The following is a 26,632-nucleotide window of genomic DNA, read 5'->3' on the forward strand; positions in this document are numbered from 1 at the left end:
ACCGCGCTACGGCCTGCGCGCTGCACGCCACAGCAGCAGCACGAAGAAAGTCGACGCAACCGCCAGGCCCGTGGTGTTGCCCATCCAAAACCCCGGCGCACCCTGCAGCTCGGGCGGGGTGATGCCCAGGGTGTCGAACCCCAGCGCATAGCCGCCGCCCAGCCCGATACCCCACAGCGACAGGGCGTACAGCAGGCTGGGCAAGACCGCGATGTGATAGGCGCGCAGCACGAAGGCGCTGCTCGATTGCACCGCGTCGAACACCTGATACAGCGCGATGAATAAGAACAGATGATTGGCTACGGCCTGCACCTGGGCATCAGACGTGTACCAGCCGATGATCCGGGCGCGACCGAGCCAGACCACCCCACCAACCACCACGGCCAGCAGCGCGGCCATGCCCACGCCGGTCCACGCGGTGTACCGTGCTGTGCGTGTGTTGCCAGCGCCGAGCTGCTGCGCCACCACCGCGGCCGTCGCAATCGAGATCGACAGCGGCAGCATGTAGAGCACGGTGGCGAAGCTGGCAGTGATCTGATGCGCCGCAAGCACCGTGTTGCCCAGCCGGGCGATGAACAGCGCCATGAAGGCAAAGGCGGACACCTCGACCAGCAGGCTCAGCCCGATCGGCCCGCCCAGGCGAAGCAGCTGCGCCTGCGTCCGCCAGTCAGGCCACTCCCAGCGCGACAGCACGTCAAAGGGCTTGAGCGCGGCGCTGTGGCGGTGCTGCAGCAGCGTGACCGCGAGCAGACCGTACTGCGTCAGCACCGTGGCTAGCGCGCACCCCGTTGCGCCCAGCGGCGCCAGACCCTGCAGGCCGAACCGGTCTGGCAGCAGGAACAGGGCATTGAGCAGCAGCTTGACGAACAGGCCGCCGAGCTGCACCCCCGCGGTGAGCAACGGTCTGGAAATCGCTTGGCTGAGCGCCGCGTGCACCCGAAACGCCAGTGCTGCTGGCAAGCCGATCGCCAGAATCGAGAGGTAGCGATCGACGGCCGGATCGCGCGCCTGCCCAGTCAGTGCCAGCAGCGGTTGCGGCCACAGCAGCACCAGGATGCCGGCGGCGCTCAGCGCAGCAGCAAGCCAAAGCCCCTGCCGCACGCCGGAGCCGACCGCCAGCGGCGCGCCTGCGCCATGGCTGCGCCCCAGCGTGGGCAGCAAAGACTGGGTCACTCCGGAGAGTGAAACGAACAGGGTGATATAGACCGCCTGTCCGATCGACAGTGTGGCCAGACTGGCCGTGGTCGAGTAATTCCCCAGCATAACCGTGTCGGCCACGCCGAAGCCGATGACCGCAAGCTGGCCGACGAGCACGCTCAGCGCCAGCCGCAACAGGTCGCGCAGGGCACGCATGCAGCGCTTATGGGCCGACCGGCGTTTGCCGCTGGTACAGCTGCAGCCGCTCGTCGCGTTCACCCGGACGGCCACCGCGCCAGATCAGTCGCCATTGCGCAGCCGGTTCCGGGGCGTGCGTACCCAGCGCGTAGATGCAGCCTGCGGGGGCGAAATCGAGCCGTCCCCAATAGCCGATCAGCGCCTGTGCAGTCAGATCGATCCCAGAGGGCTGCACACAGGGCGTGCGCACCTGCATCGACAGCGCACTGCTTTTGCGCACCGCATCGGCCACCCCGATGCCGACATCGCGATAGGTGCTGGCATAGTTCAGCACAGGCATCCACAGACTGCCCACCAGCACCCACGCCAGGGTGACGCCGCCCGCCGACAGCACCATGCCCTTCCACAGCGGGTGACGGTGCCGTCCGGTGCGCCAGATCACGATGGCTGCCCAGGCCGCGGTGGCCAGCAGCGAGGCGGCGAGTGCGAACGGATCGAGACCGAGGTGAAAGCCTGGTGCCAGTCGGGAAATGTTCGCCGCGGGCTTGGGCGGCCAGCCCGTGAGCATGGCCAGCCACATGACCCACACCAGCAACGCCAGCAGGCTGTAGAGCAGTACGGCGAACCAGTCGATCGCCGCCAGTCCGGCGCGCCGCATCACCGGCAGCGCGAAACCGGCCAGAATGGCCAGCGGCGGCAGCGACAGCAGGAAGACCTTGTCGTTGTTGCCGAGCGCTAAAGCGCCGAGCAGTGCCAGCAACGCCAGTGCCCAGGCCGGCTGCAGGTGCCGGGCATGCAGCGACTCGCGCCAGCGCCACAGTGCCCACAGCGCCAGCGGCCAGGCCGGCCAGGTGAACCAGACACCGATGCGCAAAAAGTTGCCGACCCCGTCCAGGCTGGGCCACGCGCCGCGCAGTGTCCAGCCGAGCTGCGCCTCGGCCCACAGCCCCGATACCAGGCCGAGCAGCAAGGCCAGCAGGACAGGCCAGTGGTGCCAGCCCAGATTGCGCCGCAGCAGCAGCGCGAGTATGGCCGTCAGCAGCAAGGCGAACCATCCAGCCGATGTCAGCGCCAGACCGACGAGCGCCAGTCCGATCACCATCGCGGCGGCTGCAGGTTTGCGCGGCTGCAGCGCCACGCCCAGCAGCGCTGCGCTGACCGCGGCGAGCTGCAACACCTGGGTCGAGGCTTCATGCCCGCGGCCCAGCAGCCCCAGTGTGGCCAGCAGGGTCAGCAGCACGCCGTCTGCGATCGCGCGGGCGTAGTCCCGAGACGCAATCGGCGGGCCGAAGGCCGGCGGCACCGGTTGCGCCGCGTCGTCCCGGGCAAAGTGATAGGCGGCATACCAGGTCAGCGCCATGCTGGCCGCAAGCGCCAGCATGAACGGCAGTCTGGAGGCGAACACCGGGCCGATCCAGCCGCCGAAGGTCCGAATCGACCACGCACCCAGCCAATGGGTCAGCCAGCCGCCGGAGATGGGGTGGCCGTACAGATGTGGATGCAACCAATCGATCGCGCCCTGCGCCATCTGCCACATCACGACAAAATTCAGGCCGTCGGACCGCCACGGATCGCGGCCAACAAACCCGGGCAGAATGTAGGCCACACACAGCAACAGCAGCAGCGGGCGCGGCAGCTTGCGCACCGCCTCGGTCTTCAGCGCCGGACGCGCCGGCGGTCTGCGGGTCTGTCCGTGCGAGAAGGCCGAACTCATTGACGAAAGTGGGCAAGAGGACGTTGTCCGCGGTCAAAACGACAACGGGCAGCCGTTGCTGCCCGTGAGGTTCGTTTGCCGCGGGTGGAACCCGGGATGACTGTCAGGCGATCAAGCCTTGCCAGCCGCCTTGGCAAACTTCTGGCGGAATTTCTCGACCCGACCGCCCAGGGTGTCGACGCTCTTTTGCTGGCCGGTGTAGAAGGGGTGCGATTCGGCGCTGGTTTCCACCTTGAACAGGGGCAGTTCGCGGCCATCGTCGAGCTTGATGGTCTCGCGTGTCTGCACCGTGGAGGAGATGATGATCTTCGATCCGGTGGACAGATCGAGGAAACAGACTTCGCGGTATTCGGGATGGATTCCAGGTTTCATTTCGGTTCCTTGGGTGGCAGCTAGCCGCAGGCGCGCGCAGTCCACAATTGCTGAGCTTGCGCCGGTACTTGGCAAAGCGAAAAATTATCGCAGATTTCCCGGTTCTGCCCCGTTGCGGTTGAACGACGGCGCAAGAGGCCCGGCAACCCTCAGCCGCCGCGACGCATCAGGTCGAAGAATTCGGCGTTGTTCTTGGTCTGCTTCATCTTGTCGAGCAGGAATTCCATCGCCTGGATTTCGTCCATGGGATAGAGCAGTTTGCGCAGAATCCACGCTTTTTGCAGAACCTCAGGCTTGAGCAGCAGTTCTTCGCGCCGGGTTCCCGAGCGGTTGATCAGAATGGCGGGATAGACGCGCTTTTCGGACAGGCGCCGGTCGAGATGGATTTCCATATTGCCGGTGCCTTTGAATTCTTCATAGATCACCTCGTCCATGCGGCTGCCGGTGTCGACTAGCGCCGTGCCGATGATGGTGAGCGAGCCGCCCTCCTCGATATTGCGCGCGGCACCAAAGAAACGCTTGGGACGCTGCAACGCGTTGGCATCGACACCGCCGGTGAGGATCTTGCCCGAGGTGGGCACGACGGTGTTGTACGCGCGCGCCAGGCGGGTGATCGAGTCGAGCAGGATGACCACGTCTTTTTTCAGCTCGACCAGGCGCTTGGCCTTTTCGATCACCATCTCCGCCACCTGCACATGGCGCACCGCCGGTTCGTCGAAGGTGGAGCTCACCACCTCGCCGCGCACCGAGCGCTGCATTTCGGTGACTTCCTCGGGCCGTTCGTCGATCAAGAGCACGATGAGCACCACTTCGGGGTGATTGGCGGTGATGGCATGCGCCAGCGCCTGCAGCATCACGGTCTTGCCGCTCTTGGGCGGTGCGACCAGCAGCCCGCGCTGGCCCTTGCCGATGGGCGCGATGATGTCGATCACCCGGCCGATGATGTTTTCCTCGCCCTTGATGTCGCGTTCCAGACGCATGTGTTCCGTGGGGAACAGCGGCGTCAGGTTCTCGAACATGATCTTGTTCTTGTTCTCCTCCGGGGTCACGCCGTTGACCCGGTCCACCTTGACCAGCGCGAAGTAACGCTCGCCGTCCTTGGGCACACGCACTTCGCCCTCGATCGAGTCGCCGGTGTGCAGGTTGAAACGGCGGATCTGGCTGGGCGAGATGTAGATGTCGTCGGGCGAGGCCATGTAGCTCGACTCGGGCGCGCGCAGAAAGCCGAAGCCGTCGGGCAGCACTTCCAGGCAGCCGTCGCCGAACACCTGCTCGCCGTTGCGCGCCACGCGCTTGAGAATGGCGAACATCAGCTCCTGCTTGCGCAAGCGGCTGGCGTTCTCGATCTCCAGGGACTGCGCCATTTCGAGCAGTTTGGAGACGTGCGTCGCTTTGAGTTCGGACAGATGCATGGTGAAAAGCTCGCGGGGGCTTGGATCAGGGCTGCGGCCGCCTGGGCGGTACATGAACCGGTAGGCGGTTCACGCGGGCAGCGTCAAACGAGTGGGACGAGGGGAGGGTTTTGAGCCGTGCTTGGGTTCACGGCAGGCAGCAGCAGAAGGTCGACAGCCGCCGCAGGCGTTGCGCGGTGGTATCGACCGCGCAACAGCAAGAAGAATTATAAATGGGCGTCGACGAAGGCAGCCAGTTGTGACTTGGATGCGGCGCCGACCTTGTTGGCGGCCAGCTCGCCATTCTTGAACAGCAGCAGGGTGGGGATGCCACGGATGCCAAACTTGGCGGGAATGGTGCGGTTCTCGTCGACATTGACCTTCATGATCGCGAGCTTGCCTTGATATTCGCTGGCCAGCTCGTCCAGGGCCGGGGCGATCATCCGGCACGGACCACACCACTCCGCCCAGAAGTCCACCAGCACGGGCACTTGGGACTTGAGCACATCCTGCTCGAAGTTCGCGTCGTTGGTGTGTTTGATCAGTTCGCTAGCCATGGTCACCTCGATGGAAAGAGTTGATGGGGATTTTGACACAAAATGTCGGGTCGGCGCGTTGTCCAGACGGTCGCTTCGCGATCCTGGCCTGGACAGCGCCTGGGCGGTGCCGTTGCGGCCAGCATGGCGCGTCGGTCTCGGCCAAAGTGAGAGGAGGTGACGAGCCGTTCCCCCGGCACTCTCGGTAAACGGCTGTGGCTGCTTCGTTCCCGACCTGACCAGGTTCACCGCGCCGCGATGCGGGGCGGCCCGTCATGACACATTCTAAGGCAATGCTGAACAAGCCCCTTGCGCACCGGGCATCCGGCCTACGGGCGGTCTGCTGCGTTGCACCTGCTCGCCATAGCGATGGCTGCGGTGTGCGCCTTGCATCCAATCCCGCAGCCCGGCGCGCAGCATCACAAGGACTGACTCAGTGTTGCCCTAAGCGGTTTCGGTTTGCGGCTTGCGGGCTATGGGGGGCGGGGCGGTTTCAGTTATCGGCCTCGTCCATCAGCGCGCGGGCCTGCGCGATTTGGCCGCGGTAGGCGTCGAAAATCTTGCGCAGCGCGGTATCCATGTCGGCCTTGGGTGCCCAGTTCAGGTCGCGCATGGTGTTGGTGATCTTAGGTACGCGGTTCTGCACGTCCTGGTAGCCCTTGCCGTAATAAGCACCGGAGCTGGTCTCGACCAGCCGCACCTGACGGGCAAACTCGGCATATTCGGGGATCGATGCGGCGATACGAAGCATGCGCTCGGCCAGTTCGCGGATCGAGTGGTTGTTGGCCGGGTTGCCGATGTTGTAGATGTTGCCGCTGGCCACGCCGTCCTTGTTTTCGATGATTTTCATCAGCGCGTCGATGCCGTCGTCGATGTCGGTGAACGCACGCTTTTGGTGACCGCCGTCGACCAGGCTGATGGCCTCGCCGCGCACGATGTGACCGAGAAACTGCGTGACCACGCGCGAGCTGCCTTCCTTGGCCGAGAAGATGGTATCAAGGCCGGCACCGATCCAGTTGAACGGCCGAAACAAGGTGTAGTTCAGCCCTTCCTGCTGGCCGTAGGCGGCAATGACCCGGTCCATGAGCTGTTTGGAACAGGCATAGATCCAGCGCGGCTTGTTGATCGGCCCGTAGGTCAGCGGGGAGTGCTCCGGATCGAATTCGGCGTCGCTGCTCATGCCGTAGACCTCGGAGGTGGAGGGGAACACCAGGTGCTTGCGGTGCTTGACCGCGGCGCGGACGATGGGCAGGTTGGCTTCGAAATCGAGCTCGAACACGCGCAGCGGCGCTTTTACATAGGTGGCGGGTGTGGCGATGGCCACCAGCGGCAGGATTACGTCGCACTTGCGGACGTGGTATTCGATCCACTCCTTGTTGATGGTGATGTCGCCCTCGAAGAATCTGAAGCGCGGATTGGGCAGCAGTTCGTCGATGCGGTCGGTGTTCATGTCCATGCCGTAGACCTGCCAGTCGGTGGTTGACAGGATGCGTTTGGACAGGTGGTGGCCGATGAAGCCGTTGACGCCGAGGATGAGGATTTTTTTCATGGTTGCGATCCTGCGAGAGTTGAGAATTGTTCTGCGCTCAGCGGCAGGCCCGGGTGGTCTGCGGCCCATAGCTCCAGCAGTTCGATCACGCCGCCGTCGCCTGCGCGTGCCAGGAGATGGTCTCCCACCGGGTGCACGCCGGGTGCGGCGGTAGCGGGCAGAAGTGCTGCGCGCGCAGGAGAGGCCAGCCTGGCCCGGGCGACGATGAAGCGCCGGCCGTGCAGCTGGAAAAACGCCCCGGGGTAGGGCGGGGCGACCGCGCGGATGAGGTTGTAGACCGCCTGCACCGGCTGCGCCCAGTCGATGCGGCCATCTTCCGGCTTGCGGCCCCCGAAGTAGCTTCCAGCGGCCAGGTCGTTGCGGCGGCGCGGTACCTCACCGCGCAGCAGCTGCGGCAGCACATTCCACAGCGCGATCTCCGCCGCCACCGTGACCTTGTCGAACACATCCTTGGCGGTGTCGTCGGGCAGGATGGGCACCGCCTGCTGCGCGACGATGTCGCCGGCGTCCGGCTTAGTCTGCATGACATGCAGCGTGGCGCCGGTTTCGGTCTCGCCGTGCAGCACCGCCCAGTTCACCGGCACCCGGCCACGGTATTTGGGCAACAGCGAGCCGTGCATGTTCAACGCGGCGATGCGCGCGGTAGCCAGCAACGGCGCGGGCAGCATGCGGCGAAAGTAGAAGGAAAAGATGTAGTCGGGCGCCAGCGCGGCCACACGGTCGATTAGCGCATCATCGAGTGCTTCGTCCACCGATGCCACCGCGATGCCGGCTTCGGCGGCCACATCTGCGACACGGTCGAACCACAGGGTTTCGGCGGGGTTGTCGGGGTGGGTGACGACCAGGTCGACCGACATTCCGCGTGCCAGCAAGGTTTTGAGGCAGCGCACGCCGACATTGTGATAGGCAAAGACGACCGCTTTCACGTGACAGCCGCCTGCGAATGTGTCATGCTGGCAGAGGCTGGCGCAGTGTGTGGCATGAACTTGTCCGGCTCTGGGGGCAAATCCTGCAGCACGGCCTGCACCAGATAGCGTGGACGACCGCGCACCTGCTCATAGATGCGGCCGATGTACTCGCCCAGCAGACCGATGCTGAACAGCACCACGCCGAGCAGGAAGAAGGTGATGGCGAACAGGGTGAACACGCCCTGCACCTGCGCACCCTCGACGAAGCGCTGCACCATCAGGTACAGAAACAGCGCGCCCGAGGCGAGCGACAGCAGGATGCCCGAATACGACATCAGCTGCAGCGGCACCAGCGAAAAGCCGGTGACCAGATCGAAATTCAGCCGGATGAGCTTGAACAGCGAGTATTTTGATTCGCCGGCCTGCCGCTCTTCGTGCGCTACCTCGATTTCGGTGGGGTTGAGCGCAAAGGTGTAGGCCAGCGCCGGCACGAAGGTATTGGCTTCGGTGCAGCGGTTGACGGTGTCGACCACATGGCGGCCATAGGCGCGCAGCATGCACCCCTGGTCGGTCATGCGCACGCTGGTGATTTTTTCGCGCACCCAGTTCATCGCCCGGCTGGCGTAGCGACGGAACCAGCTGTCCTGCCGCATGCGGCGGATGGTGCCCACATAGTCATAGCCTTCGCGCATCTTGGCTACAAGATTGACGATTTCTTCGGGCGGATTTTGCAGGTCGGCATCCAGGGTGACGACGATGGGCGCGCGGGTGTGCTCGAACCCCGCAAGGATGGCCATGTGCTGGCCGTAGTTGCCGTTGAACAGCACCACACGGGTCACATCCGGGCGTAGGCGCTGCTGCGCGGCCAGCAACGCGGCAGACCGGTCGCGACTGCCGTCGTTGACGAACAGGATTTCGTAGGGTTCGCCCAGCGCATCGAGCGCGGGGTAAAGGCGAGAGAACAGGGCGGGCAGACCGGCCTCTTCATTGTAGACCGGAACGACCACCGACACCGCAGGGTGGGGATGCAAAGTCATAGACCGAATTGTCGCAGCACGGCGTCGAGCGTGGCGGCCACCCGGGAGACGTCGCTGCTGCGCATCGCTGGAAACAGTGGCAGGGTGAGGATGGACGCGCCCACGGCCTCGGCATGAGGAAAGTCACCGGGCGCAAAGCCGCGCGCCCGGTATAGGCTGAACAGATGGATGGGCGGATAGTGCACGCCGGTGGTGATGCCGCGGTCTTTCAGCGCCTGCATCAGCGTGGCGCGCGGCACCTGCGACGGTGGCACGATCTGGAACATGTGCCAGTTGCTCTGGGTAAAGTCGCGCGGCGGCATCTGCACGCCGCGCGCCTCCAGCGCGATGCCGTCGAACGCGTCGAAATACTGCTGCGCCAGCGCGCGGCGGCGGGTATTGAATTCTTCCAGGCGCTGCAGCTGGCCCCAGCCCACGCGGGCGGCGACATCGGTGAGGTTGGATTTGCCGCCGACCACGTCCACGTCCATGCCGTCGAGCCCGCTGCGCTGCACGCCCTGCAGCCGCAGGCGCCGCGCCAGATCCGCGTCGGCATCCGGCGGCAGCACCAGGCAGCCGCCTTCGATCGAGGTGATGTTCTTGTTGGGATGGAAGCTAAACGAGGCAAAATCGCCAAAGCTGCCGATACGCTGGCCGCGCCAGCTGCTGCCGATGGCCTGCGCCGCGTCTTCGATCACCCGCAAGCCGTAGCGGGCTGCGGTGGCATAGATGCAATCCAGATCGGCCGGCAGACCGGCCAGATGCACCGGCAGGATGGCGCGGGTGCGCGGGGTGATCGCCGCCTCGATGCGGCCGCAATCGATGTTGCGCGTGGCCGGGTCGATATCGACGAACACCGGGGTCGCGCCCACGCTGAGGATCACATTGCTGGTCGCCACCCAGGACAGCGGGGTGGTGATAACCTCGTCTCCCGGGCCAATGCCCAGCAGCTTGAGCGCCACCTCCATGGTCGCCGTGCCCGAGGCAAAGGCCAGCACGGTGCGGCCGCCGAAATACTGGGACAGCGCCTGCTCGAACCGGGCGCACCACGGCCCGGTGGTGATCCAGCCCGAGCGCAGTACTTCGACGACCCCGGCGATGGTGTCGTCGTCGATATCGGGGCGGGTGAAGGGGAGGATGTCTTGAGAGGTCATGCGGGGATGTTCAGGCGCGGGCGACGATGATCACGCCTGCGATGATGACGGCAATGCCGACCAGTTTTTGCACCGTCAGCGCCTCGCCGAACAGCCACCACGCGGCAAACGCAGTGACTACATAGCCCAGCGACAGCATGGGATAAGCGATGGAAACCTGGACGCGGGTGAGCGCCAGAATCCACACCACCACCGATACCGCGTAGCAGCACAGTCCGAGCAGGATCTGCCATTGCAGTGCGAAATGCAGTCCGGCATGCCAGATATTTCCCGGGGTGAAGCTGAAACGCCCCACGGTTTCGGCGCCAGACTTGATGAGCAGTTGTGCCGCGGCGTTGAGCAGCACACCGGTCAGCACCAGCGCGAAGGCGACCGCGCTCATCGTGCACCTGCCTGCGCGGGCGGGGTGAGCGAAGCGCCTGCGTTCCACTGCGCAGGCAAGCGCGCGGCAGCAGCCCGCGCAGCTGCGCCGTAGTCTTGCCCCGGCTTGGCAATGACGACAAAGCGCGTGGTGCGGTAAATCACGGTCATCGGCAGGTGCAGGGCTTGTAGCGCGGGCAGGACGGACGGCGGCAGCAGCGCCAGCGGCAGCTTGTCCGCCTCCCAGCGTCTGGCGAAGTCGGCATAGGTCGGCACCCACAGCCCGGGCTGCTGCGCGATGCCGAAGTGCAGCTCGCCTTGATACTCCACCAGGGTCACGGTGCGGTCGAGGTAGAACGGCAGGGTTTGGTCGTAAGTGCCCACGGCGTAAAACGGCTGGCCCGGGTGAATCCAGGGACGGATGGCGTTCACCACGTCCTTGGTCGAGGCCGTGCGGCCCAAAATCTGGAACTGCTGGATGCCCAGCGAGAACCCCAGGGTCATCGCCAGACTCACGAGGAGCACCGCCGCCGTGCGCCGCCCCTGCATTTCCCAGCGCCAGGCCAGCCCGCCACTGGCGAGGGCGAGCACCGCAGTGATTTCCAGCCACCAGCCGAACTGCTGGTACAGCGCGCCGGGGGTGATGGCATTGCCCAGCCGGTGCAACTGGGTGAAGCCGATTCCCGCGGCCAGCCCCAGCAGCGCCAGCAGCACAAACTGCCAGCGCAGCGCGCCGCGCTGTGCCCGGTCGAGATAGTCGCCGATCAGCAGTGCAATTGCCGGGAAGATGGGGAGGATGTAAGACGGTAACTTGGATTTGGAAATACTGAAAAACACAAAAATGAACACCACCCAGATCAGCAACAGGCCCTGCGCATGCAGCGAACGCCCCTGCGCGGCGCCGAACCGTGTGGCGCGCAGTGCAGGTTGCCGCGCGCCCTGCCACAAGGCTGGCACCAGGCTACCCAGCCACGGCAGCACTCCCAGGATCAGGATGGGGAAGAAATACCACCACGGTCCCGGTCGCTTGAGCTCATTGGTGAGAAAGCGGGTGAACTGCTGGTAGATGAAAAAGTAGTCGAAGAACTCCGGGTTGCGCAGCTGCACCCAGACGAACCACGGCGCGGCAATGGCCAGAAAGATGAGCAAACCGCTGACGAGATGAAGCCGCTTCCACAGTGTCCAGTCGCGGTAAATCAGGGTATAGAGCACGAGCACCGCGCCGGGAAGCAAAATGCCGATCAACCCCTTGGACAGCATGGCCAGCGCCATGAACGCCCAGCAGGCCCACATCCACCATCGGGTCTGCGCGCGGCTCGCGTCTGGGCGCTGCGCCAGCAGGAAGGCCATCAGACTCGCGGACATGGTGGCCGCAGTGCCCATGTCCAGCGTGTTGATGTGGCTCATCGCGTTCCAGTAGAACATGCTGGCCAGTGCGGCGGCGGCGAACACACCGGTGCGGCGGTTGAACAGCCTCGCCCCGGTCCAGCCGGTGAACAGAATGGACAGCAGCCCAGTCAGCCCGGTCCACAGCCGCGCCTGCCACTCGCCCTGGCCGAACATCTCGTAGGCGAGCGCCGTGGTCCAGTATTGCAGCGGCGGCTTCTCGAAGTATTTGAAGCCGTCGAGCCGCGGAGTCACCCAGTCACCGCTGGCTACCATTTCGCGCGGAATTTCGGCGTAACGGCCCTCATCGGTGGGTACTAGATCGCGCCAGCCCAACGTGCCCAACCACAGCACGACCAGCGCGGCAAACAACGCCCAGAGCAGGCCGCGGCCAGGGCCGGCGTCGGAAGCGGAAACGTCTTGCGAGGAATGCGACATGGACATGGAAAAGGACGGGTCAGCGCAGGCCGAGCGGGCGCCGCAGCACAACCCGGCATGGTAGCGGGCCAAGTCTTGCAAGCAACTGAGCGTTGGTGCTGCAATGGTTGCACGACGACAGATCGAGGAGACCGACATGACCTGGCCAACCCACACCGTCACCAATCAGTCGCCGCCGTTGCAGGACTACAACCTGTTCGCCGCCGATCCCGCATTGCAGGAGGCGCTGGCGCGCGGCGGCGCGGCCTGGGCGCAGGCCGAGTTGATGCGGCACGGGCAGGAACTCGGCACTGCGGCCAGTTTCGAGCAGGGGCGGCTGGCCAACCGCTTTGGCCCCGAACTACGGGCCTTTGACGCACGCGGCTTTCGCCGCGACCAGATCGCGTTTCACCCTGCCTGGCATACGCTGATGGCCGACATCGCCCGACGCGGCCTGCACACCGGCCCGTGGGCGCAGCCCCGGCCCGGCGCGCATGTGGCGCGGGCGGCGGGCTTCATTCTGCAGACCCAGATCGAGGCCGGATCGATGTGCCCGACGACCATGACCTACGGCGCCATCCCCGCGCTGTCGCGCGATCCGATGCTCTCACGCGACTGGTTGCCCACCCTACTGCGGCGCGACTATGACCCGAGTGACCAACCCTTTGCGCGCAAGCGCGGCGGGTTGATCGGCATGGGCATGACCGAAAAGCAGGGCGGCTCGGATCTGCGCAGCAACACCACCCAGGCCGTCCCAGACGGTGCGCACGGCTGGCGGCTGACCGGCCACAAATGGTTCTTTTCCGCACCGCAGTGCGATGCCCACCTCGTGCTGGCGCAGGCGCCGGGGGGGCTGAGCTGTTTTTTCCTTCCCCGCTGGGCACCCGACGGCAGCAAGAACCCGGTGCTGATCCAGCGCATCAAGGACAAGCTGGGCAACCGTTCCAATGCCTCGGCCGAGGTGGAATTCCATGGTGCCTGGGGCCACCTGCTCGGAGAAGAGGGGCGCGGCATCCCGACCATCCTGGAAATGGGCACCTACACCCGGCTGGACTGCGTGCTCGGCACCACGGGGTTGATGCGTCAGGCGTTGAGTCAGGCGGTCCATCATGCGCGGCATCGCCGGGCGTTCGGCGCCGCGCTGATCGATCAGCCGCTGATGCGCAATGTGCTGGCCGACATGGCGCTGGAGGTCGAAGCAGCCATTGCGCTGGCGATGCGGCTGGCACAGGCGTTCGACGCGCAGCACGACGAGGCGCAACTGCTGCTGCGCCGCCTGCTGACTCCGGCGGGCAAGTTTCGCATCTGCAAGCGCGGCGCCGAGCTCGCCGCCGAAGCGATGGAAGTGCTGGGTGGCAACGGCTATGTGGAGGACGATGTGCTTGCGCGCATCTATCGCGAAATGCCGGTCAATTCCATTTGGGAGGGCTCGGGCAATGTCATGTGCCTGGACGTGCTGCGCGCCCTGGACAAGAACCCGCGCACCGCGCACGCGCTGATGGCCGAACTCGCCCCGGCGCAGGGCCGCAACGCCCATTTCGACGCGCATGTGCAGCGCCTGTCCAGCGCCCTGAGCAGCCCCGACGACAGGCAAAGCCGCGCCCGCGCCCTGACCCACGACCTGGTGCTGGCGGTCCAGGCTGCGCTGCTGCTGCAGCACGCGCCCGAACCCATCGCGCAGGCGTTCTGCGGCACACGTCTGAGCGGACAATGGGGCGGCGGATTCGGCACCTTGCCGCCGTCCACCGACTTCGACCTGCTGCTCCACAGGGCGTTGCAGATGGCCTGAGCGATCTGGTCAGTTCAGGATTTTGAACTTGATCGGCACCAGCACCCAGGAAGTGATGGCCTGGCCGTTGCGCGTGGCGGCAACGAAACGCCATTGGGCCACCGTGGTTTCGGCGGCTTCGTCCAGCCGGGCGAAGCCGCTGGACGACAGCAGCCTGACCTGCAGCGCACGACCATCCGCGCCGACCTGCACCTTGAGCAGCACCGTGCCCTCTTCCCCCAGTTGTCGCGACAACCGGGGATAGGGCGGCGGCGGGTTGTCCAGATAATCGGCCTTGTACGACGCTGCGGTTTCCACCGCCGGCGCGGCTGCGGGCGGTGCAGACGCCGATGCTGCCGGCGCAGTGCGCGGTTCCGCAGCGGGTCCGTGAGCGGCCGGTTGCGCGGTGACCTTTGGCGCAGACGGTTCGGGCTGCGCGGACGGCGCTGCCATCTCCGGTGATGCAGCTGGACGCGGCGCGGCAGGAGCGGCGGGGATTGCCGGCTGCGGTCTGGGCGGCTCCGGCCACGGCGCGGGCGCTCGAGGTGCCGGCTTGGTGATAGTGGGTCTGCGGCGCGAGGGCTGCGCCGGTTGATGCGTTGCTGCGGCGGCCGCCGCAGGCTGTGGCGGTGCCGATGGCCTGGGCGGCGTTGGTGAGGTTTGGGCTGGATGGAGTGAAACCCACGTCAGGCGCTGCTCTGGTCTGCTGACCAGGCTGCTGGGAGAACGCATCAGCCAGCCCAGCAGCAGCGCGTGCGCAACCAGCACGAAGGCGGCGATCGCAAGCGCGGGCAGGGGGCGGGGTGATGGAGGAATGGTGTGCATCGAACAGAGTTCCGCAGCGAACTTCGGGCAGGCCGCGTGAATATAATCTTGCAGATTTTGCGCGCCCGAATCGCTGCGATGCTGCTGTCATGCATGCGGCGCATGCACGGGGCCGCGAAGAACGCGCAAGCCGGCCCACGGTCCTTGCCGCGAACCGCGCCCCGCACAGGCCAGATCGTCTGGCACATCATTCCAACATCCGGGCGCTCACCGGAGAAGATTCATGTTGCCCAAGTTGCCCCAAGCCGTCCTGGTTCTCGCCGACGGTTCGATTTTTCGCGGACGGTCCATTGGCGCAACAGGGCAAACGGTCGGCGAGGTGGTGTTTAACACCGCGATGACCGGTTACCAGGAAATCCTCACTGATCCGAGTTACTGTCGTCAGATCGTCACCCTGACCTACCCGCACATCGGCAATGTGGGGGTCAATGCGCAGGATGTCGAGGCCGCCGCGGTGCATGCAGCCGGTCTGGTCATCAAGGATTTGCCCCCGCTGGTGTCGAATCACCGCAGCGAGCAGTCGCTGGATGCCGCCCTGCGCGCTTATGGCACAGTGGCGATCACCGGGATCGATACCAGGCGCCTGACCCGGCTGCTGCGTACCCAGGGCGCTCAGAGCGGTTGCATCATCGCACTGGACGCCGGGCAGGTCATCGACGACGGCGTGCTGCAGACCGCGCTGCAGGCCGCACGCGGCTTTGCCGGACTGGCCGGCATGGATCTAGCGCAGGTGGTGTCGACCAAGGCGCCCTATGCCTGGACGCAGACCGCCTGGTCGCTGGAGCAGGGCTATGGCGAGATGACCACGCCGAGTCGCCATGTGGTGGCGTATGACTTTGGCGTGAAGTACAATATCTTGCGCATGCTGGCCGCGCGGGGTTGCCGTGTCACCGTGGTGCCGGCGCAAACACCCGCATCCGAGGTGCTGGCCATGCGTCCCGACGGGGTGTTCCTGTCCAACGGCCCGGGCGACCCGCAGCCGTGCGATTACGCGATTGCCGCGACCCAGCAGATCATCGCCAGCGGCATGCCGACCTTCGGCATCTGCCTGGGGCACCAGATCATGGGGCTGGCAGCCGGCGGCAAGAGCTTCAAGATGAAATTCGGCCACCACGGTGCCAACCATCCGGTCAAGGATTTGGACACCGGGCGTGTCTCGATCACCAGCCAGAACCACGGTTTTGCGGTGGATGCGGCCAGCCTGCCCGACACGGTGCGCATCACCCATGTCTCGCTGTTCGACGGCACCCTGCAGGGGATGGCCTGGAAGGACAGGCCCGCGTTCTGTTTCCAGGGCCACCCGGAGGCCAGCCCCGGGCCGCACGACATCGGCTATCTGTTCGACCGCTTCGTCGCCATGATGGACCGGGTCTGACGCAGGGTACGGCAGATGTTCGGCGTCATCCATCCGTGGACTTATCTGATTGGGGTGATTTTCATCGTCCTGCTGCCCGGGCCGAATTCGCTCTACGTGCTCAGCGTGGCCGCGCAGCGCGGAGTGCGGGCGGGCTATCGCGGGGCGCTGGGTGTGTTTCTCGGTGACACGGTGCTGATGGTGCTGGCAGCAGCGGGTGCCGCGTCGCTGCTGGAAACCAACTTGACCCTCTACCACCTGGTGCAGGCCGTCGGGGCGCTGTATCTGGGCTGGCTGGGCATCAACATGCTGCGCGCTGCGGTCAGACGCTGGCGCACGCCCGACACCGGCCTGCACGCGCACACACCGCATCCGCATCCACACCCCGAACCGCCGGGCCGCCGCCATGAAGACCCGTTTCGCAAGGCGCTGTTCATCAGTCTGCTCAACCCCAAAGCCATCCTGTTTTTCGTGTCGTTCTTCATCCAGTTCGTCGATCCGCACTACCCGCATCCGGCGCTGTCGTTCACCATTCTGGGGGGCATCGTCCAGACCGTCAGCCTGATCTATCTGTCAGTGCTGATCTTTGGCGGATCGCGGGTGGCCGACGCGTTTCGCCGCCGTCGCCGTCTGTCGGTGCTGACGATGGGCGCGACCGGCGCCGGGTTTTTCGGCTTTGGCATCAAGCTGGCGCTGGCGGCGACCGTGCAAACACACTGAGCTTTCACCCATCCATCCGCAACAAGAGACTCGCCCATGCCCAAGCGCAGCGATATAAAAAGCATTCTGATCATCGGCGCTGGCCCCATCGTCATCGGCCAGGCCTGCGAGTTCGACTATTCCGGCGCGCAGGCCTGCAAGGCGCTGCGCGAGGAGGGCTACAAGGTCATCCTGGTCAACAGCAATCCGGCCACCATCATGACCGATCCGGAAACGGCGGACGTGACCTATATCGAACCCATTACCTGGCAGGTGGTCGAGACCATCATCGAAAAGGAGCGGCCCGACGCCATCCTGCCGACCATGGGCGGGCAGACCGCGCTGAATTGCGCGCTCGACCTGCACCGCAACGGCGTGCTCGAAAGGTATGGCGTGGAGCTGATCGGCGCCAAACCCGAAGCCATCGACATGGCCGAAGACCGACAGAAATTCAAGCAGGCCATGACCCGCATCGGCTTGGGTTCGGCGCGCTCGGGCATTGCGCATTCGCTGGAAGAAGCCTGGGCGGTGCAAAAGACCATCGGCTTTCCGGTCATCATCCGGCCGAGCTTCACCCTGGGCGGCACTGGCGGCGGCATTGCCTACAACCCGGAAGAATTCGAGGTCATCTGTAAGCGTGGCCTGGAAGCGTCGCCCACCAGCGAACTGCTGATCGAGGAATCGTTGATTGGCTGGAAAGAATTCGAGATGGAGGTGGTGCGCGACAGCGCCGACAACTGCATCATCGTCTGCTCGATCGAGAACCTCGACCCGATGGGCGTGCACACCGGCGACTCGATCACAGTCGCCCCGGCGCAGACGCTGACCGACAAGGAATACCAGATCATGCGCAACGCCAGCATCGCGGTGCTGCGCGAGATCGGGGTGGACACTGGCGGCTCGAACGTGCAGTTTGCGGTCAATCCCCGGGACGGGCGGCTGATCGTCATCGAGATGAACCCGCGGGTGAGCCGCTCCTCGGCGCTGGCTTCCAAGGCCACCGGCTTTCCGATCGCCAAGATTGCGGCCAAGCTGGCCGTGGGCTACACCCTCGATGAGCTGCGCAATGACATCACCGGCGGCGCCACGCCGGCGTCGTTCGAGCCGACCATCGACTATGTGGTCACCAAGGTGCCGCGCTTTGCCTTCGAGAAGTTCCCGCAGGCGGACTCGCGCCTGACCACGCAGATGAAATCGGTTGGCGAGGTCATGGCCATCGGCCGCACCTTCCAGGAGAGTTTCCAGAAGGCGCTGCGCGGGCTGGAGGTCGGCGTGGATGGCATGAACGAAAAGACCCAGGACCGCGAAGTGCTGGAAAAGGAACTGGGCGAGCCCGGCCCCGAGCGCATCTGGTACGTGGGTGACGCGTTCGCGCAGGGCATGAGCCTGCAGGAGGTGCACCAGCTTACCCGCATCGATCCGTGGTTTCTGGCACAGATCCAGGACATCGTGCAGACAGAGCTCGATCTGGAACGCCATCACACCCTGGACTCGCTCGACCGCGACATGCTTTACGCCCTCAAGCAAAAGGGCTTTTCCGACCGGCGTCTGGCCAAGCTTTTGCGCACCACCGAGACCGAAGTGCGCAACCGCCGCCGGGCGCTGCAGGTGCGACCGGTGTTCAAGCGAGTGGACACCTGCGCAGCCGAGTTCGGTACCGAAACCGCCTATCTCTACTCCACCTATGACGAAGAATGCGAAGCCGCGCCGACTTCGCGCCGCAAGATCATGGTGCTAGGCGGCGGGCCCAACCGCATCGGCCAGGGCATCGAGTTCGACTATTGCTGCGTGCATGCCGCAGTCGCCCTACGCGAAGACGGGTATGAGACCATCATGGTCAACTGCAACCCGGAGACCGTCTCCACCGATTACGACACCTCCGACCGCCTCTATTTCGAGCCGTTGACACTGGAAGACGTGCTGGAAATCGTCGACAAAGAGCGGCCGGACGGAGTGATCGTGCAATATGGCGGACAGACGCCGCTCAAGCTGGCGCTCGATCTGGAGGCCAATGGCGTGCCCATCATCGGCACCAGTCCGGACATGATCGACATGGCCGAAGATCGCGAACGCTTCCAGCATCTGGTCGAGGACCTCGGCCTGCTGCAGCCGCCCAACCGCACCGCGCGCTCCGAGGCCGAGGCGCTGAGCCGGGCCGAGGAAATCGGATACCCGCTGGTGGTACGCCCGAGCTATGTGCTGGGCGGGCGGGCGATGGAGATCGTGCATGAGCAGCGCGACCTCGAGCGCTACATGCGCGAGGCGGTCAAGGTGAGCAACGACTCGCCCGTGCTGCTCGACCGCTTTCTCAACGACGCGATCGAATGCGACGTGGACGCGATCTGCGACGGCTCGCAGGTCTTCATCGGCGGGGTGATGGAGCACATCGAACAGGCGGGGGTGCACAGTGGCGACTCGGCCTGCTCGCTGCCGCCGTATTCGCTCTGCGCGGCCACCGTGGCGCGCATCAAGGAGCAGACGGTCAAGCTCGCGCGGGGTCTGAACGTGGTCGGGCTGATGAATGTGCAGTTCGCGATCCAGCAGCAAGACGGCGAAGACCGCATCTTCCTGCTCGAAGTCAACCCGCGTGCCTCGCGCACCGTGCCGTATGTGTCCAAGGCGACGGGTCTGCAGCTGGCCAAAATCGCTGCGCGCTGCATGGTGGGGCAGAGCCTGACGCAACAGGGCATCGATCGCGAAGTCACGCCTGCGTATTACTGCGTCAAGGAAGCGGTATTCCCGTTCAATAAATTCCCCGGGGTCGATCCCATCCTTGGGCCCGAGATGAAGTCCACCGGAGAAGTCATGGGGGTGGGCCGCACCTTCGGCGAGGCATTCGTCAAGTCGCAGCTCGCTGCTGGCACCCGCCTGCCAGACCCCAAGGCCGGAGGCAAGGTATTCCTTTCGGTCAAGCAAAGCGACAAGCCCGATGCAGTGGAGATCGCCCGGCAACTGGTGGCCATGGGTTTCGGTGTGGTGGCCACCCGTGGCACGGCCGCCGCGATCGCTGCCGCCGGGGTGGAGGTGCAGGTGATCAACAAGGTCACCGAGGGACGCCCCAATGTGGTGGACATGATCAAGAACGACGAGATCGTGCTGGTCATCAACACGGTGGAAGAGCGTCGCAACGCAATTGCCGACTCCCGCGCGATCCGCATCTCGGCATTGGCCGCACGCGTGACCACCTATACCACCATCTCCGGCGCGCTCGCCGCGGTCGAAGGCATGAAAGAGCTGCAGAAAATCACGGTCTATCCCCTGCAATCGTTCGCGACGACATAAAATCCCACTCAACCGAGCACCGCAGCGCGCCAGTGGCTGCGGTGCTCGTTTTTTTCACGGTTTGACGGAGGCCCGACCATGGCGACCCCCATGACGCGCAAAGGCGCAGAACAACTCAAGCAAGAGCTGCACCGGCTCAAGACCATCGAACGACCGGCCGTGATCCAGGCTATCGCCGAGGCACGCGCGCAAGGCGATCTATCGGAAAACGCCGAATACGACGCGGCCCGCGACCGCCAGGGTTTCATCGAAGGGCGCATCGCCGACATCGAGGCCAAGTTGGGCACCGCGCAAATCATCGACCCGGCAGAATTGCAGGCCGATGGCCGGGTGGTGTTCGGTGCCACGGTGGAACTCAGCGATGAATCCAGTGGCGAGGAAATCACCTACCAGATCGTCGGCGACGACGAGGCCGACCTCAAGCAGGGCCGTATCTCGATCAATTCACCGATCGCCCGCGCCTTGATCGGTAAGGAGGCCGGCGACGTGGCGCAGGTCGCGGCACCCGGCGGCGTGCGGCACTACGAAATCCTCGCGGTGCACTACCGATGAGCAGTCTGCGCGCCCGCTGGTTTCTGGCCGCGCTCTGGCTGGGCGGCATGGCTGCGGTCGGGCTGATCGGCGCGCCCACCGCATTCGCCACCGTGTCCGAGAAAATGCTGGCTGCCGCGGTGGCCAGCCGCATGTTCTATCTCATGGCCATCGTCGCAGTGGCCTGCGGCATGGTGATCGCCGTGCTCGAGCGCTGGGCCGGCGGGGCTACGATGTCCGCCGATCTGCTGCTGCCGCTGGGCGGGGTGTTTTTCGCCGTGTTGGGCGAGTTCGGCGTCGTGCCGCGACTGCTGCAGGCCGCGTCCACCCACTCGCCACAGGCCGGGATGTGGCATGGCATTGCCAGTGCGGTGTTTGCGATGCAGGCCCTGTGCGTGGCAGCGTACGTCTGGCGGCTGCCGGCACGCCGCCCCGATTGACGGACGATCTCAGCCGCGCGAGGATTTTTTCACGCTGCTCTGCCGCGGCTTGGCACGCTTGATCTTGCCGGCTGCAGTCAGGCGCTGGTTGCCCAGCAGTGTGATGCGTTTGACCTTGGCGCGATGCGTCGGACTGCTGGAGGGCACCACCAGCTTGACGGTGCGCGGTGCCCGCCCGCGTCTGGCCGGCGGGGTGTCCGCCGCGACGGGTGGCTGTGGCGTTTTCGGCCGCGGGCGGTAGATCACCAGCAATTTGCCGATGGATTGCACCGGCGCGGCACCCAGCGTGTCGCAGATGGTGTGCAGAATGCTCGCGCGGGTGCTCGCGTCGTCGCCGAACACGCGCACCTTGATCAGTTCGTGCGCCTTGAGCGCCAGATCGATCTCGGCCAGGTTCGCCGGGTTCAGCCCTTGCTCGCCGATGAGCACCACCGGCTTGAGCGGATGGGCCTGCGCACGCAGGGCGCTGCGCAATTGCGGTGTGAGTTCCAATGTGGTCATGGCAGATAAGTGCGGGCCGGTTGGGGCGCGCTGGGCCGTTTCGAATCCAAAGTGCGGTATTGTCCCTGAAGAACCCATGTCGAGCGCGAAAAAAAACAAATTCAGCAAAGCCTGGCTGCACGATCACCTCAACGATCCGTACGTGAAGCTGGCACAGCGGGAGGGCTACCGCGCCCGCGCGGCCTATAAACTCAAGGAGATCGACGAGGCCGAGGGCCTGCTGCGCCCCGGGCAGATCGTGGTCGATCTGGGCAGCACGCCCGGCTCATGGTCGCAGTATGCGCGCAACCGGCTGATGCGTGGTGGCGTGTTGCACGGCGTGATTTTCGCGCTCGATCTGCTGCCGATGGAGCCAGTGCCAGATGTGTATTTTCTGCAGGGCGACTTTCGCGAAGACGCAGTCGTGCATGCGCTGGAAGAGCGGCTCGCCGGTCGCAAGGTCGATGTCGTGCTGTCGGACATGGCGCCGAACCTGACCGGCATTCCCTCGGCGGATGCTGCGCGTATCGAGCACCTGAGCGAACTGGCGCTGGACTTTGCCCGACGTTGGTTGCAGCCCCAGGGGGCAATCCTCATCAAGACCTTTCACGGCAGCTACTACAGCCAGATCGTGCAGGCGTTCAAGCAGACCTTCCAGCAGGTCAGGGCGATCAAGCCGCAGGCCTCACGCGACAAGTCGGCCGAAACCTTCCTGCTCGCGCGTCATCTCAAGAGGGCGCCGCAATAGGCGTGCGGGCGCGATCGGAGCCGTCTGGACTTGTGTTTTGTCAAATTCGATCGGATCGCCAGAATCAATAGCCCATTTTGACGGATCGGTTTTGCGGTTCGTGTGTGCCTGTGCTCTTGAAATGCCTAAAATGGCCTGCATGTCCTGCAACTGGACTGGTACTGTTTCCGGAGGTCGGTTTTGAACAATCAATGGTTTTCCAAGGTGGCAATCTGGCTGGTGATCGGCCTTGTGCTGTTCACGGTGTTCAAGCAGTTCGACCGTCCTCAGCAGTCTTCGGATGCGGTGAGTTACACCCAGTTCATGCAGGATGCCAAGGCCGGACGCATCAAGAAGGTCATCGTGCACCAGAGCGGCATTCTCGACGTGACCACGAACGAAGGTCGTCAGTTCACCCTGACCTCTCCCGGCGACCTCTGGATGGTCGGCGATCTGGTCAAGGACGGGGTGGAGGTCATTGGTGCCCCGCGGCAGGAACAGTCCTTTCTGACGCAGATCTTCATCTCCTGGTTCCCGATGCTGCTGCTGATCGGCGTGTGGGTGTATTTCATGCGTCAGATGCAAGGCGGCGGCCGGGGCGGGGCGTTCAGCTTTGGTAAGTCGCGCGCTCGCCTGCTCGACGAATCCAGCAACACCGTGACCTTCGCTGATGTGGCCGGCTGCGATGAGGCCAAGGAAGATGTCAAGGAATTGGTCGACTTCCTCAAAGACCCGCAGAAATTCCAGAAACTCGGCGGACGCATTCCGCGCGGTGTTCTGCTGGTCGGCCCCCCAGGCACCGGCAAGACCCTGCTGGCCAAGAGTATTGCCGGCGAGGCCAAGGTGCCGTTCTTCACCATCTCTGGCTCGGATTTTGTCGAAATGTTCGTCGGCGTGGGGGCGTCGCGTGTGCGCGACATGTTCGAAAACGCCAAGAAGCATGCACCATGCATCATCTTCATCGATGAAATCGACGCCGTCGGCAGACACCGTGGTGCGGGCCTCGGTGGTGGCAACGACGAGCGCGAGCAGACACTCAACCAGATGCTGGTCGAGATGGACGGTTTTGACACCAATCTCGGCGTGATCGTCATCGCCGCGACCAACCGGCCGGACATCCTCGACCCTGCGCTGCTGCGCCCGGGCCGTTTCGACCGGCAGGTGTACGTCACCCTGCCCGACATCCGCGGCCGCGAGCAGATTCTGCAGGTGCACATGCGCAAGATTCCGGTAGGCTCCGACATCCGTGCAGACATTCTGGCGCGCGGCACGCCGGGCTTTTCCGGCGCCGATCTGGCCAATCTGGTCAACGAGGCAGCGCTGTTTGCGGCGCGTCGAAACGCGCGGGTGGTCGAGATGGAAGACTTCGAGCGTGCCAAGGACAAGATTATGATGGGCGCCGAGCGCAAGAACATGGTCATGCCTGAAGAAGAGCGCCGCAACACTGCCTACCACGAGTCCGGGCATGCGCTGGTGGCAATGCTGCTGCCCAAGACCGATCCGGTGCACAAGGTCACCATTATCCCGCGCGGCCGCGCCCTCGGCGTGACCATGCAGTTGCCCGAAAACGATCGCTACAGCATGGACAAGGACCGCATGCTCAACATGATCTCGGTGCTGTTCGGTGGGCGGATCGCTGAAGAGGTGTTCATGAACCAGATGACCACCGGGGCATCGAACGACTTCGAGCGTGCCACCCAGCTCGCCCGCGACATGGTCACACGCTACGGCATGTCCGAGTCTCTCGGGCCGATGGTGTATGCCGAGAACGAGGGCGAAGTGTTCCTCGGTCGCTCGATCACCAAGACTACGCATGTGTCAGAGCAGACCATGCAAAAGGTTGATGCGGAAATCCGGCGCATCATCGACGAGCAGTACGCCCTGGCTCGCCGTCTGATCGAGGAAAACAAGGACAAGATCCACGCCATGGCGGCAGCCCTGCTGGAGTGGGAAACCATCGATGCCGACCAACTGGCCGACATCATGGCCGGGCGTGAGCCGCGCCCGCCCAAGCTGCCACCCAGCAGCGGGCCGACTTCGGCACCCAAGCCGCCGCTGGCACCGTCGGCTGGGACCACGACCGATGCACCGTCGGCCACCGCAGCCTGAAGGTCATCTCCTCTGCCCGGCCCGGTCTTCGACCGGGCCATTTTTTTGGATCGAGCATGAAGGCGCAGCAATGGCTGACAGGGCGCTTCCGCCTGCAGTTGGATCGACCGCTGGTTATGGGGATCGTCAACGTCACCCCCGATTCGTTCTCCGACGGCGGGAGACATGTCCAGGCGCGCGCTGCGATCGCGCACGCGCAGTCGCTACTCGAGCAGGGCGCGGACATTCTGGACGTCGGCGGGGAATCAACGCGGCCGGGTTCGCCGCGGCTGCTGCCCGAGGAGGAGTGGGCGCGCATTGGCGAGGTGCTGCGTGAGGTGGTGCGATGGGACGTGCCGATCTCGGTCGATACCTATCAACCGCAGACCATGCGCTGCGCGCTCGACCTGGGCGTTGACATCATCAACGACATCCATGCCCTGGGCAAGCCCGGCGCGCTCGACGCGGTGGCGTCCACGTCGGCAGGCATCTGCCTGATGCACATGCAGGGCGAGCCCGGCACCATGCAGCAGGCGCCGCACTATGTCGATGTGGGGCGAGAGGTGCGCGGATTTTTGATCGCGCGTGCTCAGGCGGCCATGGCACGCGGGGTCGATGCTGCGCGTATCGCCCTTGATCCGGGGTTTGGCTTTGGCAAGACGCTCGAGCACAATCTGGCGCTGGCGCGCGCGCTGGGGGACATCGTCGCCGAAGGCTACACCGTGCTGGTGGGCGTCTCGCGCAAGTCCATGCTCGGCGCGCTGACCGGGCGGGCCGTGGACGAGCGACTTCCTGCTAGCCTTGCGGCTGCGCTGGCCTGTCTCGCGGCAGGGGCGCAGGTCGTGCGGGTGCATGATGTCGGCCCGACCGTGGATGCGATCAAGGTGTGGCGCGCCCTGCGCGCGGATTGAATCCCCATTGGAGAAAGGAATGAGCAGAACGTATTTCGGCACCGACGGGGTGCGCGGTCTGGTCGGCAAGAGCCCAATCGTGCCTGAGTTCTGCCTGCGTTTGGGACATGCCGTGGGCAAGGTGTTGCGGGTGCAGGGGGTACAACGTCCCTCGGTGCTGATCGGCAAGGACACCCGCATCAGCGGTTACATGCTCGAGGCGGCGCTGGAGTGTGGCTTCGCCGCCGCCGGTTGCGACGTGGTGCTGGTGGGCCCCCTACCCACGCCCGGGGTGGCTTACCTCACGCGCGCTTTGCGGCTGGACCTGGGCGTGGTCATCAGCGCCTCTCACAACCCGTTTGCCGACAACGGCATCAAGTTCTTTTCCGCGGGCGGCAGCAAGCTGCCCGATGCCTGGGAGCTCGAGGTCGAAGCCGTGCTGCCGCAGGCTGAGGGCTGTGTGCCGTCCGAGCGGCTCGGCAAGGCCCGGCGGCTTGACGATGCCGCTGGGCGGTATATCGAATTCTGCAAAAGCACCTTCCCCAACCATCTCACCCTCAAGGGCCTGCGGCTGGTGGTCGACTGCGCGCACGGGGCCGCATATCACATTGCACCGGCGGTGTTTCACGAACTGGGCGCCGAGGTGATTGCCATTGGTGTCCAGCCCGACGGGTTCAACATCAACAAGGAGGTCGGGGCGACCGCACCCGATGCACTGATCCGTGCGGTGCGCGCCAATCACGCCGATTACGGCATTGCACTCGACGGCGATGCCGACCGGCTGCAACTCGTCGACCGCAGCGGGCGCTTGTTCAACGGCGATGAACTGCTCTACCTGCTCGCGATGGACCGCCGGCCGGCCGGTGTGGTGGGCACGCTGATGACCAATCTGGCCGTGGAGCAGGCGCTGCGCGCGCAGGGCATGGAGTTCGTTCGTGCCGCTGTGGGTGATCGCTACGTGCTCGAAGAACTCTTGGCCCGCGGCTGGCAGCTCGGCGGTGAGGGCTCAGGGCACCTTCTGCTGCTCGACCGTCACACCACCGGGGACGGCATCGTCGCTGCGCTGCAGGTGCTTGAACTGGTGGTGCGTACCGGCCGCAGCTTGGGCGAGCAGCTGCAGGCGGTGCAGCTTTACTCGCAGACCTTGGTCAACGTCAAGCTCCCGCCCGGGTTGGACTGGAAGAGCCATGCGGGCTTCGCCAAGGCGCGCGCGGCGGCGGAAGGGCAGATCAACGGCAGCGGACGCGTACTCATCCGCCCATCCGGCACCGAGCCGGTGCTGCGCATCATGGTCGAGCACCCGGAGCAGGCGCAGGGCGAAAAGGTCGCCGCATCGCTGAAAGCGGCGCTGCTGGAGTGATTGACCTGCACGCAAGAGCCAGATGCCTCAAAGACAAGATGTCAGAGACG

Annotated in this window: 23 protein-coding genes and 1 other RNA gene; 10 read left to right on the forward strand and 14 right to left on the reverse strand. The window is 64.9% G+C overall.

Going from position 1 to position 26,632, the window contains the following annotated elements; genetic code table 11:
• Window positions 1-6: 6 nt before the first annotated feature.
• The 12 genes from ACZ47F_RS09665 to ACZ47F_RS09720 all read right to left on the reverse strand — a co-directional run bounded on the left by ACZ47F_RS09665 (window position 7) and on the right by ACZ47F_RS09720 (window position 12,159).
• On the reverse strand, window positions 7-1,353 hold the full coding sequence (locus ACZ47F_RS09665; protein WP_464924510.1) for an MATE family efflux transporter: 1,347 nt from the start codon (window positions 1,351-1,353) through the stop codon (window positions 7-9).
• A gap of 7 nt (window positions 1,354-1,360) precedes the next feature.
• A complete protein-coding gene (locus tag ACZ47F_RS09670) occupies window positions 1,361-3,049 on the reverse strand; it encodes a hypothetical protein (protein ID WP_464924511.1) in 1,689 nt (562 codons plus the stop codon).
• A gap of 111 nt (window positions 3,050-3,160) precedes the next feature.
• Entirely contained in the window at window positions 3,161-3,421 is a 261-nt protein-coding gene (locus ACZ47F_RS09675) for a type B 50S ribosomal protein L31 (RefSeq protein ID WP_464924512.1), read from the reverse strand.
• Window positions 3,422-3,570: 149 nt separating this feature from the next.
• Window positions 3,571-4,833 (reverse strand): transcription termination factor Rho, encoded by a 1,263-nt coding sequence (rho, locus tag ACZ47F_RS09680; RefSeq protein ID WP_464924513.1) that lies wholly within the window; start codon window positions 4,831-4,833, stop codon window positions 3,571-3,573.
• Between the two features lie 206 nt (window positions 4,834-5,039).
• The gene (trxA, locus tag ACZ47F_RS09685; protein WP_464924514.1) at window positions 5,040-5,369 is read right to left on the reverse strand and encodes a thioredoxin TrxA; all 330 of its coding nucleotides are present in this window, start codon (window positions 5,367-5,369) and stop codon (window positions 5,040-5,042) included.
• 155 nt (window positions 5,370-5,524) lie between these two features.
• Window positions 5,525-5,623, reverse strand: an RNA gene (gene ffs / locus ACZ47F_RS09690) — signal recognition particle sRNA small type.
• Between the two features lie 218 nt (window positions 5,624-5,841).
• Window positions 5,842-6,897: a bifunctional UDP-4-keto-pentose/UDP-xylose synthase gene (locus ACZ47F_RS09695; RefSeq protein ID WP_464924515.1), complete on the reverse strand. Its 1,056-nt coding sequence runs from the start codon at window positions 6,895-6,897 to the stop codon at window positions 5,842-5,844.
• Window positions 6,894-7,823, reverse strand: a complete 930-nt coding sequence (locus ACZ47F_RS09700) for a formyltransferase (RefSeq protein WP_464924516.1) — start codon at window positions 7,821-7,823, stop codon at window positions 6,894-6,896. The genes ACZ47F_RS09695 and ACZ47F_RS09700 overlap by 4 nt, the downstream gene beginning before the upstream one ends.
• Entirely contained in the window at window positions 7,820-8,842 is a 1,023-nt protein-coding gene (locus ACZ47F_RS09705) for a glycosyltransferase (RefSeq protein ID WP_464924517.1), read from the reverse strand. Before ACZ47F_RS09705 ends, ACZ47F_RS09700 begins: the two co-directional genes overlap by 4 nt.
• A complete protein-coding gene (locus ACZ47F_RS09710; protein WP_464924518.1) occupies window positions 8,839-9,975 on the reverse strand; it encodes a DegT/DnrJ/EryC1/StrS family aminotransferase in 1,137 nt (378 codons plus the stop codon). Before ACZ47F_RS09710 ends, ACZ47F_RS09705 begins: the two co-directional genes overlap by 4 nt.
• Window positions 9,976-9,985: 10 nt before the next feature.
• Window positions 9,986-10,357 carry an SMR family transporter gene (locus ACZ47F_RS09715; RefSeq protein WP_464924519.1) on the reverse strand — a complete coding sequence of 124 codons (372 nt, stop codon included), beginning with the start codon at window positions 10,355-10,357 and terminating at the stop codon, window positions 9,986-9,988.
• Window positions 10,354-12,159, reverse strand: a complete 1,806-nt coding sequence (locus ACZ47F_RS09720; RefSeq protein WP_464926617.1) for a glycosyltransferase family 39 protein — start codon at window positions 12,157-12,159, stop codon at window positions 10,354-10,356. Before ACZ47F_RS09720 ends, ACZ47F_RS09715 begins: the two co-directional genes overlap by 4 nt.
• Before the next feature lie 136 nt (window positions 12,160-12,295).
• Between ACZ47F_RS09720 and ACZ47F_RS09725 the strand changes: the two genes are divergently transcribed.
• Window positions 12,296-13,927, forward strand: a complete 1,632-nt coding sequence (locus ACZ47F_RS09725; RefSeq protein ID WP_464924520.1) for an isovaleryl-CoA dehydrogenase — start codon at window positions 12,296-12,298, stop codon at window positions 13,925-13,927.
• 9 nt (window positions 13,928-13,936) lie between these two features.
• On the opposite strand, the gene ACZ47F_RS09730 is transcribed toward ACZ47F_RS09725, so the two are convergent.
• On the reverse strand, window positions 13,937-14,359 hold the full coding sequence (locus ACZ47F_RS09730) for an energy transducer TonB (RefSeq protein WP_464924521.1): 423 nt from the start codon (window positions 14,357-14,359) through the stop codon (window positions 13,937-13,939).
• A 595-nt stretch (window positions 14,360-14,954) separates the two neighbouring features.
• On the opposite strand from ACZ47F_RS09730, the gene carA reads away from it, so the two are divergent.
• From carA to ACZ47F_RS09755, 5 genes are all read left to right on the forward strand, one after another.
• Entirely contained in the window at window positions 14,955-16,106 is a 1,152-nt protein-coding gene (gene carA, locus ACZ47F_RS09735) for a glutamine-hydrolyzing carbamoyl-phosphate synthase small subunit (protein ID WP_464924522.1), read from the forward strand.
• A 15-nt stretch (window positions 16,107-16,121) separates the two neighbouring features.
• Complete coding sequence (gene leuE, locus ACZ47F_RS09740; RefSeq protein WP_464924523.1) at window positions 16,122-16,805, forward strand: leucine efflux protein LeuE; 684 nt, start codon at window positions 16,122-16,124, stop codon at window positions 16,803-16,805.
• Between the two features lie 36 nt (window positions 16,806-16,841).
• Complete coding sequence (gene carB / locus ACZ47F_RS09745; protein WP_464924524.1) at window positions 16,842-20,066, forward strand: carbamoyl-phosphate synthase large subunit; 3,225 nt, start codon at window positions 16,842-16,844, stop codon at window positions 20,064-20,066.
• Between the two features lie 78 nt (window positions 20,067-20,144).
• Entirely contained in the window at window positions 20,145-20,618 is a 474-nt protein-coding gene (greA, locus tag ACZ47F_RS09750) for a transcription elongation factor GreA (RefSeq protein WP_464924525.1), read from the forward strand.
• Entirely contained in the window at window positions 20,615-21,037 is a 423-nt protein-coding gene (locus ACZ47F_RS09755; RefSeq protein ID WP_464924526.1) for a DUF4149 domain-containing protein, read from the forward strand. Before greA ends, ACZ47F_RS09755 begins: the two co-directional genes overlap by 4 nt.
• 9 nt (window positions 21,038-21,046) lie before the next feature.
• Here ACZ47F_RS09755 and ACZ47F_RS09760 read toward each other — a convergent pair whose 3' ends face one another.
• On the reverse strand, window positions 21,047-21,538 hold the full coding sequence (locus tag ACZ47F_RS09760) for a YhbY family RNA-binding protein (protein WP_464924527.1): 492 nt from the start codon (window positions 21,536-21,538) through the stop codon (window positions 21,047-21,049).
• Between the two features lie 76 nt (window positions 21,539-21,614).
• Between ACZ47F_RS09760 and ACZ47F_RS09765 the strand changes: the two genes are divergently transcribed.
• The 4 genes from ACZ47F_RS09765 to glmM all read left to right on the forward strand — a co-directional run bounded on the left by ACZ47F_RS09765 (window position 21,615) and on the right by glmM (window position 26,582).
• Window positions 21,615-22,265, forward strand: coding sequence for an RlmE family RNA methyltransferase (locus ACZ47F_RS09765; protein ID WP_464924528.1), 651 nt, complete (start codon window positions 21,615-21,617; stop codon window positions 22,263-22,265).
• 180 nt (window positions 22,266-22,445) lie between these two features.
• Window positions 22,446-24,353: an ATP-dependent zinc metalloprotease FtsH gene (gene ftsH / locus ACZ47F_RS09770; protein WP_464924529.1), complete on the forward strand. Its 1,908-nt coding sequence runs from the start codon at window positions 22,446-22,448 to the stop codon at window positions 24,351-24,353.
• Between the two features lie 56 nt (window positions 24,354-24,409).
• Window positions 24,410-25,243: a dihydropteroate synthase gene (gene folP / locus ACZ47F_RS09775; protein ID WP_464924530.1), complete on the forward strand. Its 834-nt coding sequence runs from the start codon at window positions 24,410-24,412 to the stop codon at window positions 25,241-25,243.
• A gap of 19 nt (window positions 25,244-25,262) precedes the next feature.
• Window positions 25,263-26,582 carry a phosphoglucosamine mutase gene (gene glmM / locus ACZ47F_RS09780; protein ID WP_464924531.1) on the forward strand — a complete coding sequence of 440 codons (1,320 nt, stop codon included), beginning with the start codon at window positions 25,263-25,265 and terminating at the stop codon, window positions 26,580-26,582.
• The last annotated feature ends 50 nt before the right edge of the window (window positions 26,583-26,632 follow it).

It is taken from the genome of Thiomonas islandica (assembly GCF_055383445.1).

Excerpts from the sequence above, each read along its gene's own strand:
- ACZ47F_RS09665 (WP_464924510.1), bottom strand. The coding sequence starts at position 1,353 with ATGCGTGCCCTGCGCGACCTGTTGCGGCTGGCGCTGAGCGTGCTCGTC.
- ACZ47F_RS09670 (WP_464924511.1), bottom strand. The coding sequence starts at position 3,049 with ATGAGTTCGGCCTTCTCGCACGGACAGACCCGCAGACCGCCGGCGCGT.
- ACZ47F_RS09675 (WP_464924512.1), bottom strand. The coding sequence starts at position 3,421 with ATGAAACCTGGAATCCATCCCGAATACCGCGAAGTCTGTTTCCTCGAT.
- rho (WP_464924513.1), bottom strand. The coding sequence starts at position 4,833 with ATGCATCTGTCCGAACTCAAAGCGACGCACGTCTCCAAACTGCTCGAA.
- trxA (WP_464924514.1), bottom strand. The coding sequence starts at position 5,369 with ATGGCTAGCGAACTGATCAAACACACCAACGACGCGAACTTCGAGCAG.
- ACZ47F_RS09695 (WP_464924515.1), bottom strand. The coding sequence starts at position 6,897 with ATGAAAAAAATCCTCATCCTCGGCGTCAACGGCTTCATCGGCCACCAC.
- ACZ47F_RS09705 (WP_464924517.1), bottom strand. The coding sequence starts at position 8,842 with ATGACTTTGCATCCCCACCCTGCGGTGTCGGTGGTCGTTCCGGTCTAC.
- ACZ47F_RS09710 (WP_464924518.1), bottom strand. The coding sequence starts at position 9,975 with ATGACCTCTCAAGACATCCTCCCCTTCACCCGCCCCGATATCGACGAC.
- ACZ47F_RS09715 (WP_464924519.1), bottom strand. The coding sequence starts at position 10,357 with ATGAGCGCGGTCGCCTTCGCGCTGGTGCTGACCGGTGTGCTGCTCAAC.
- ACZ47F_RS09720 (WP_464926617.1), bottom strand. The coding sequence starts at position 12,159 with ATGTCGCATTCCTCGCAAGACGTTTCCGCTTCCGACGCCGGCCCTGGC.
- ACZ47F_RS09725 (WP_464924520.1), top strand. The coding sequence starts at position 12,296 with ATGACCTGGCCAACCCACACCGTCACCAATCAGTCGCCGCCGTTGCAG.
- ACZ47F_RS09730 (WP_464924521.1), bottom strand. The coding sequence starts at position 14,359 with ATGGCAGCGCCGTCCGCGCAGCCCGAACCGTCTGCGCCAAAGGTCACC.
- carA (WP_464924522.1), top strand. The coding sequence starts at position 14,955 with ATGTTGCCCAAGTTGCCCCAAGCCGTCCTGGTTCTCGCCGACGGTTCG.
- leuE (WP_464924523.1), top strand. The coding sequence starts at position 16,122 with ATGTTCGGCGTCATCCATCCGTGGACTTATCTGATTGGGGTGATTTTC.
- carB (WP_464924524.1), top strand. The coding sequence starts at position 16,842 with ATGCCCAAGCGCAGCGATATAAAAAGCATTCTGATCATCGGCGCTGGC.
- greA (WP_464924525.1), top strand. The coding sequence starts at position 20,145 with ATGGCGACCCCCATGACGCGCAAAGGCGCAGAACAACTCAAGCAAGAG.
- ACZ47F_RS09755 (WP_464924526.1), top strand. The coding sequence starts at position 20,615 with ATGAGCAGTCTGCGCGCCCGCTGGTTTCTGGCCGCGCTCTGGCTGGGC.
- ACZ47F_RS09760 (WP_464924527.1), bottom strand. The coding sequence starts at position 21,538 with ATGACCACATTGGAACTCACACCGCAATTGCGCAGCGCCCTGCGTGCG.
- ACZ47F_RS09765 (WP_464924528.1), top strand. The coding sequence starts at position 21,615 with ATGTCGAGCGCGAAAAAAAACAAATTCAGCAAAGCCTGGCTGCACGAT.
- folP (WP_464924530.1), top strand. The coding sequence starts at position 24,410 with ATGAAGGCGCAGCAATGGCTGACAGGGCGCTTCCGCCTGCAGTTGGAT.
- glmM (WP_464924531.1), top strand. The coding sequence starts at position 25,263 with ATGAGCAGAACGTATTTCGGCACCGACGGGGTGCGCGGTCTGGTCGGC.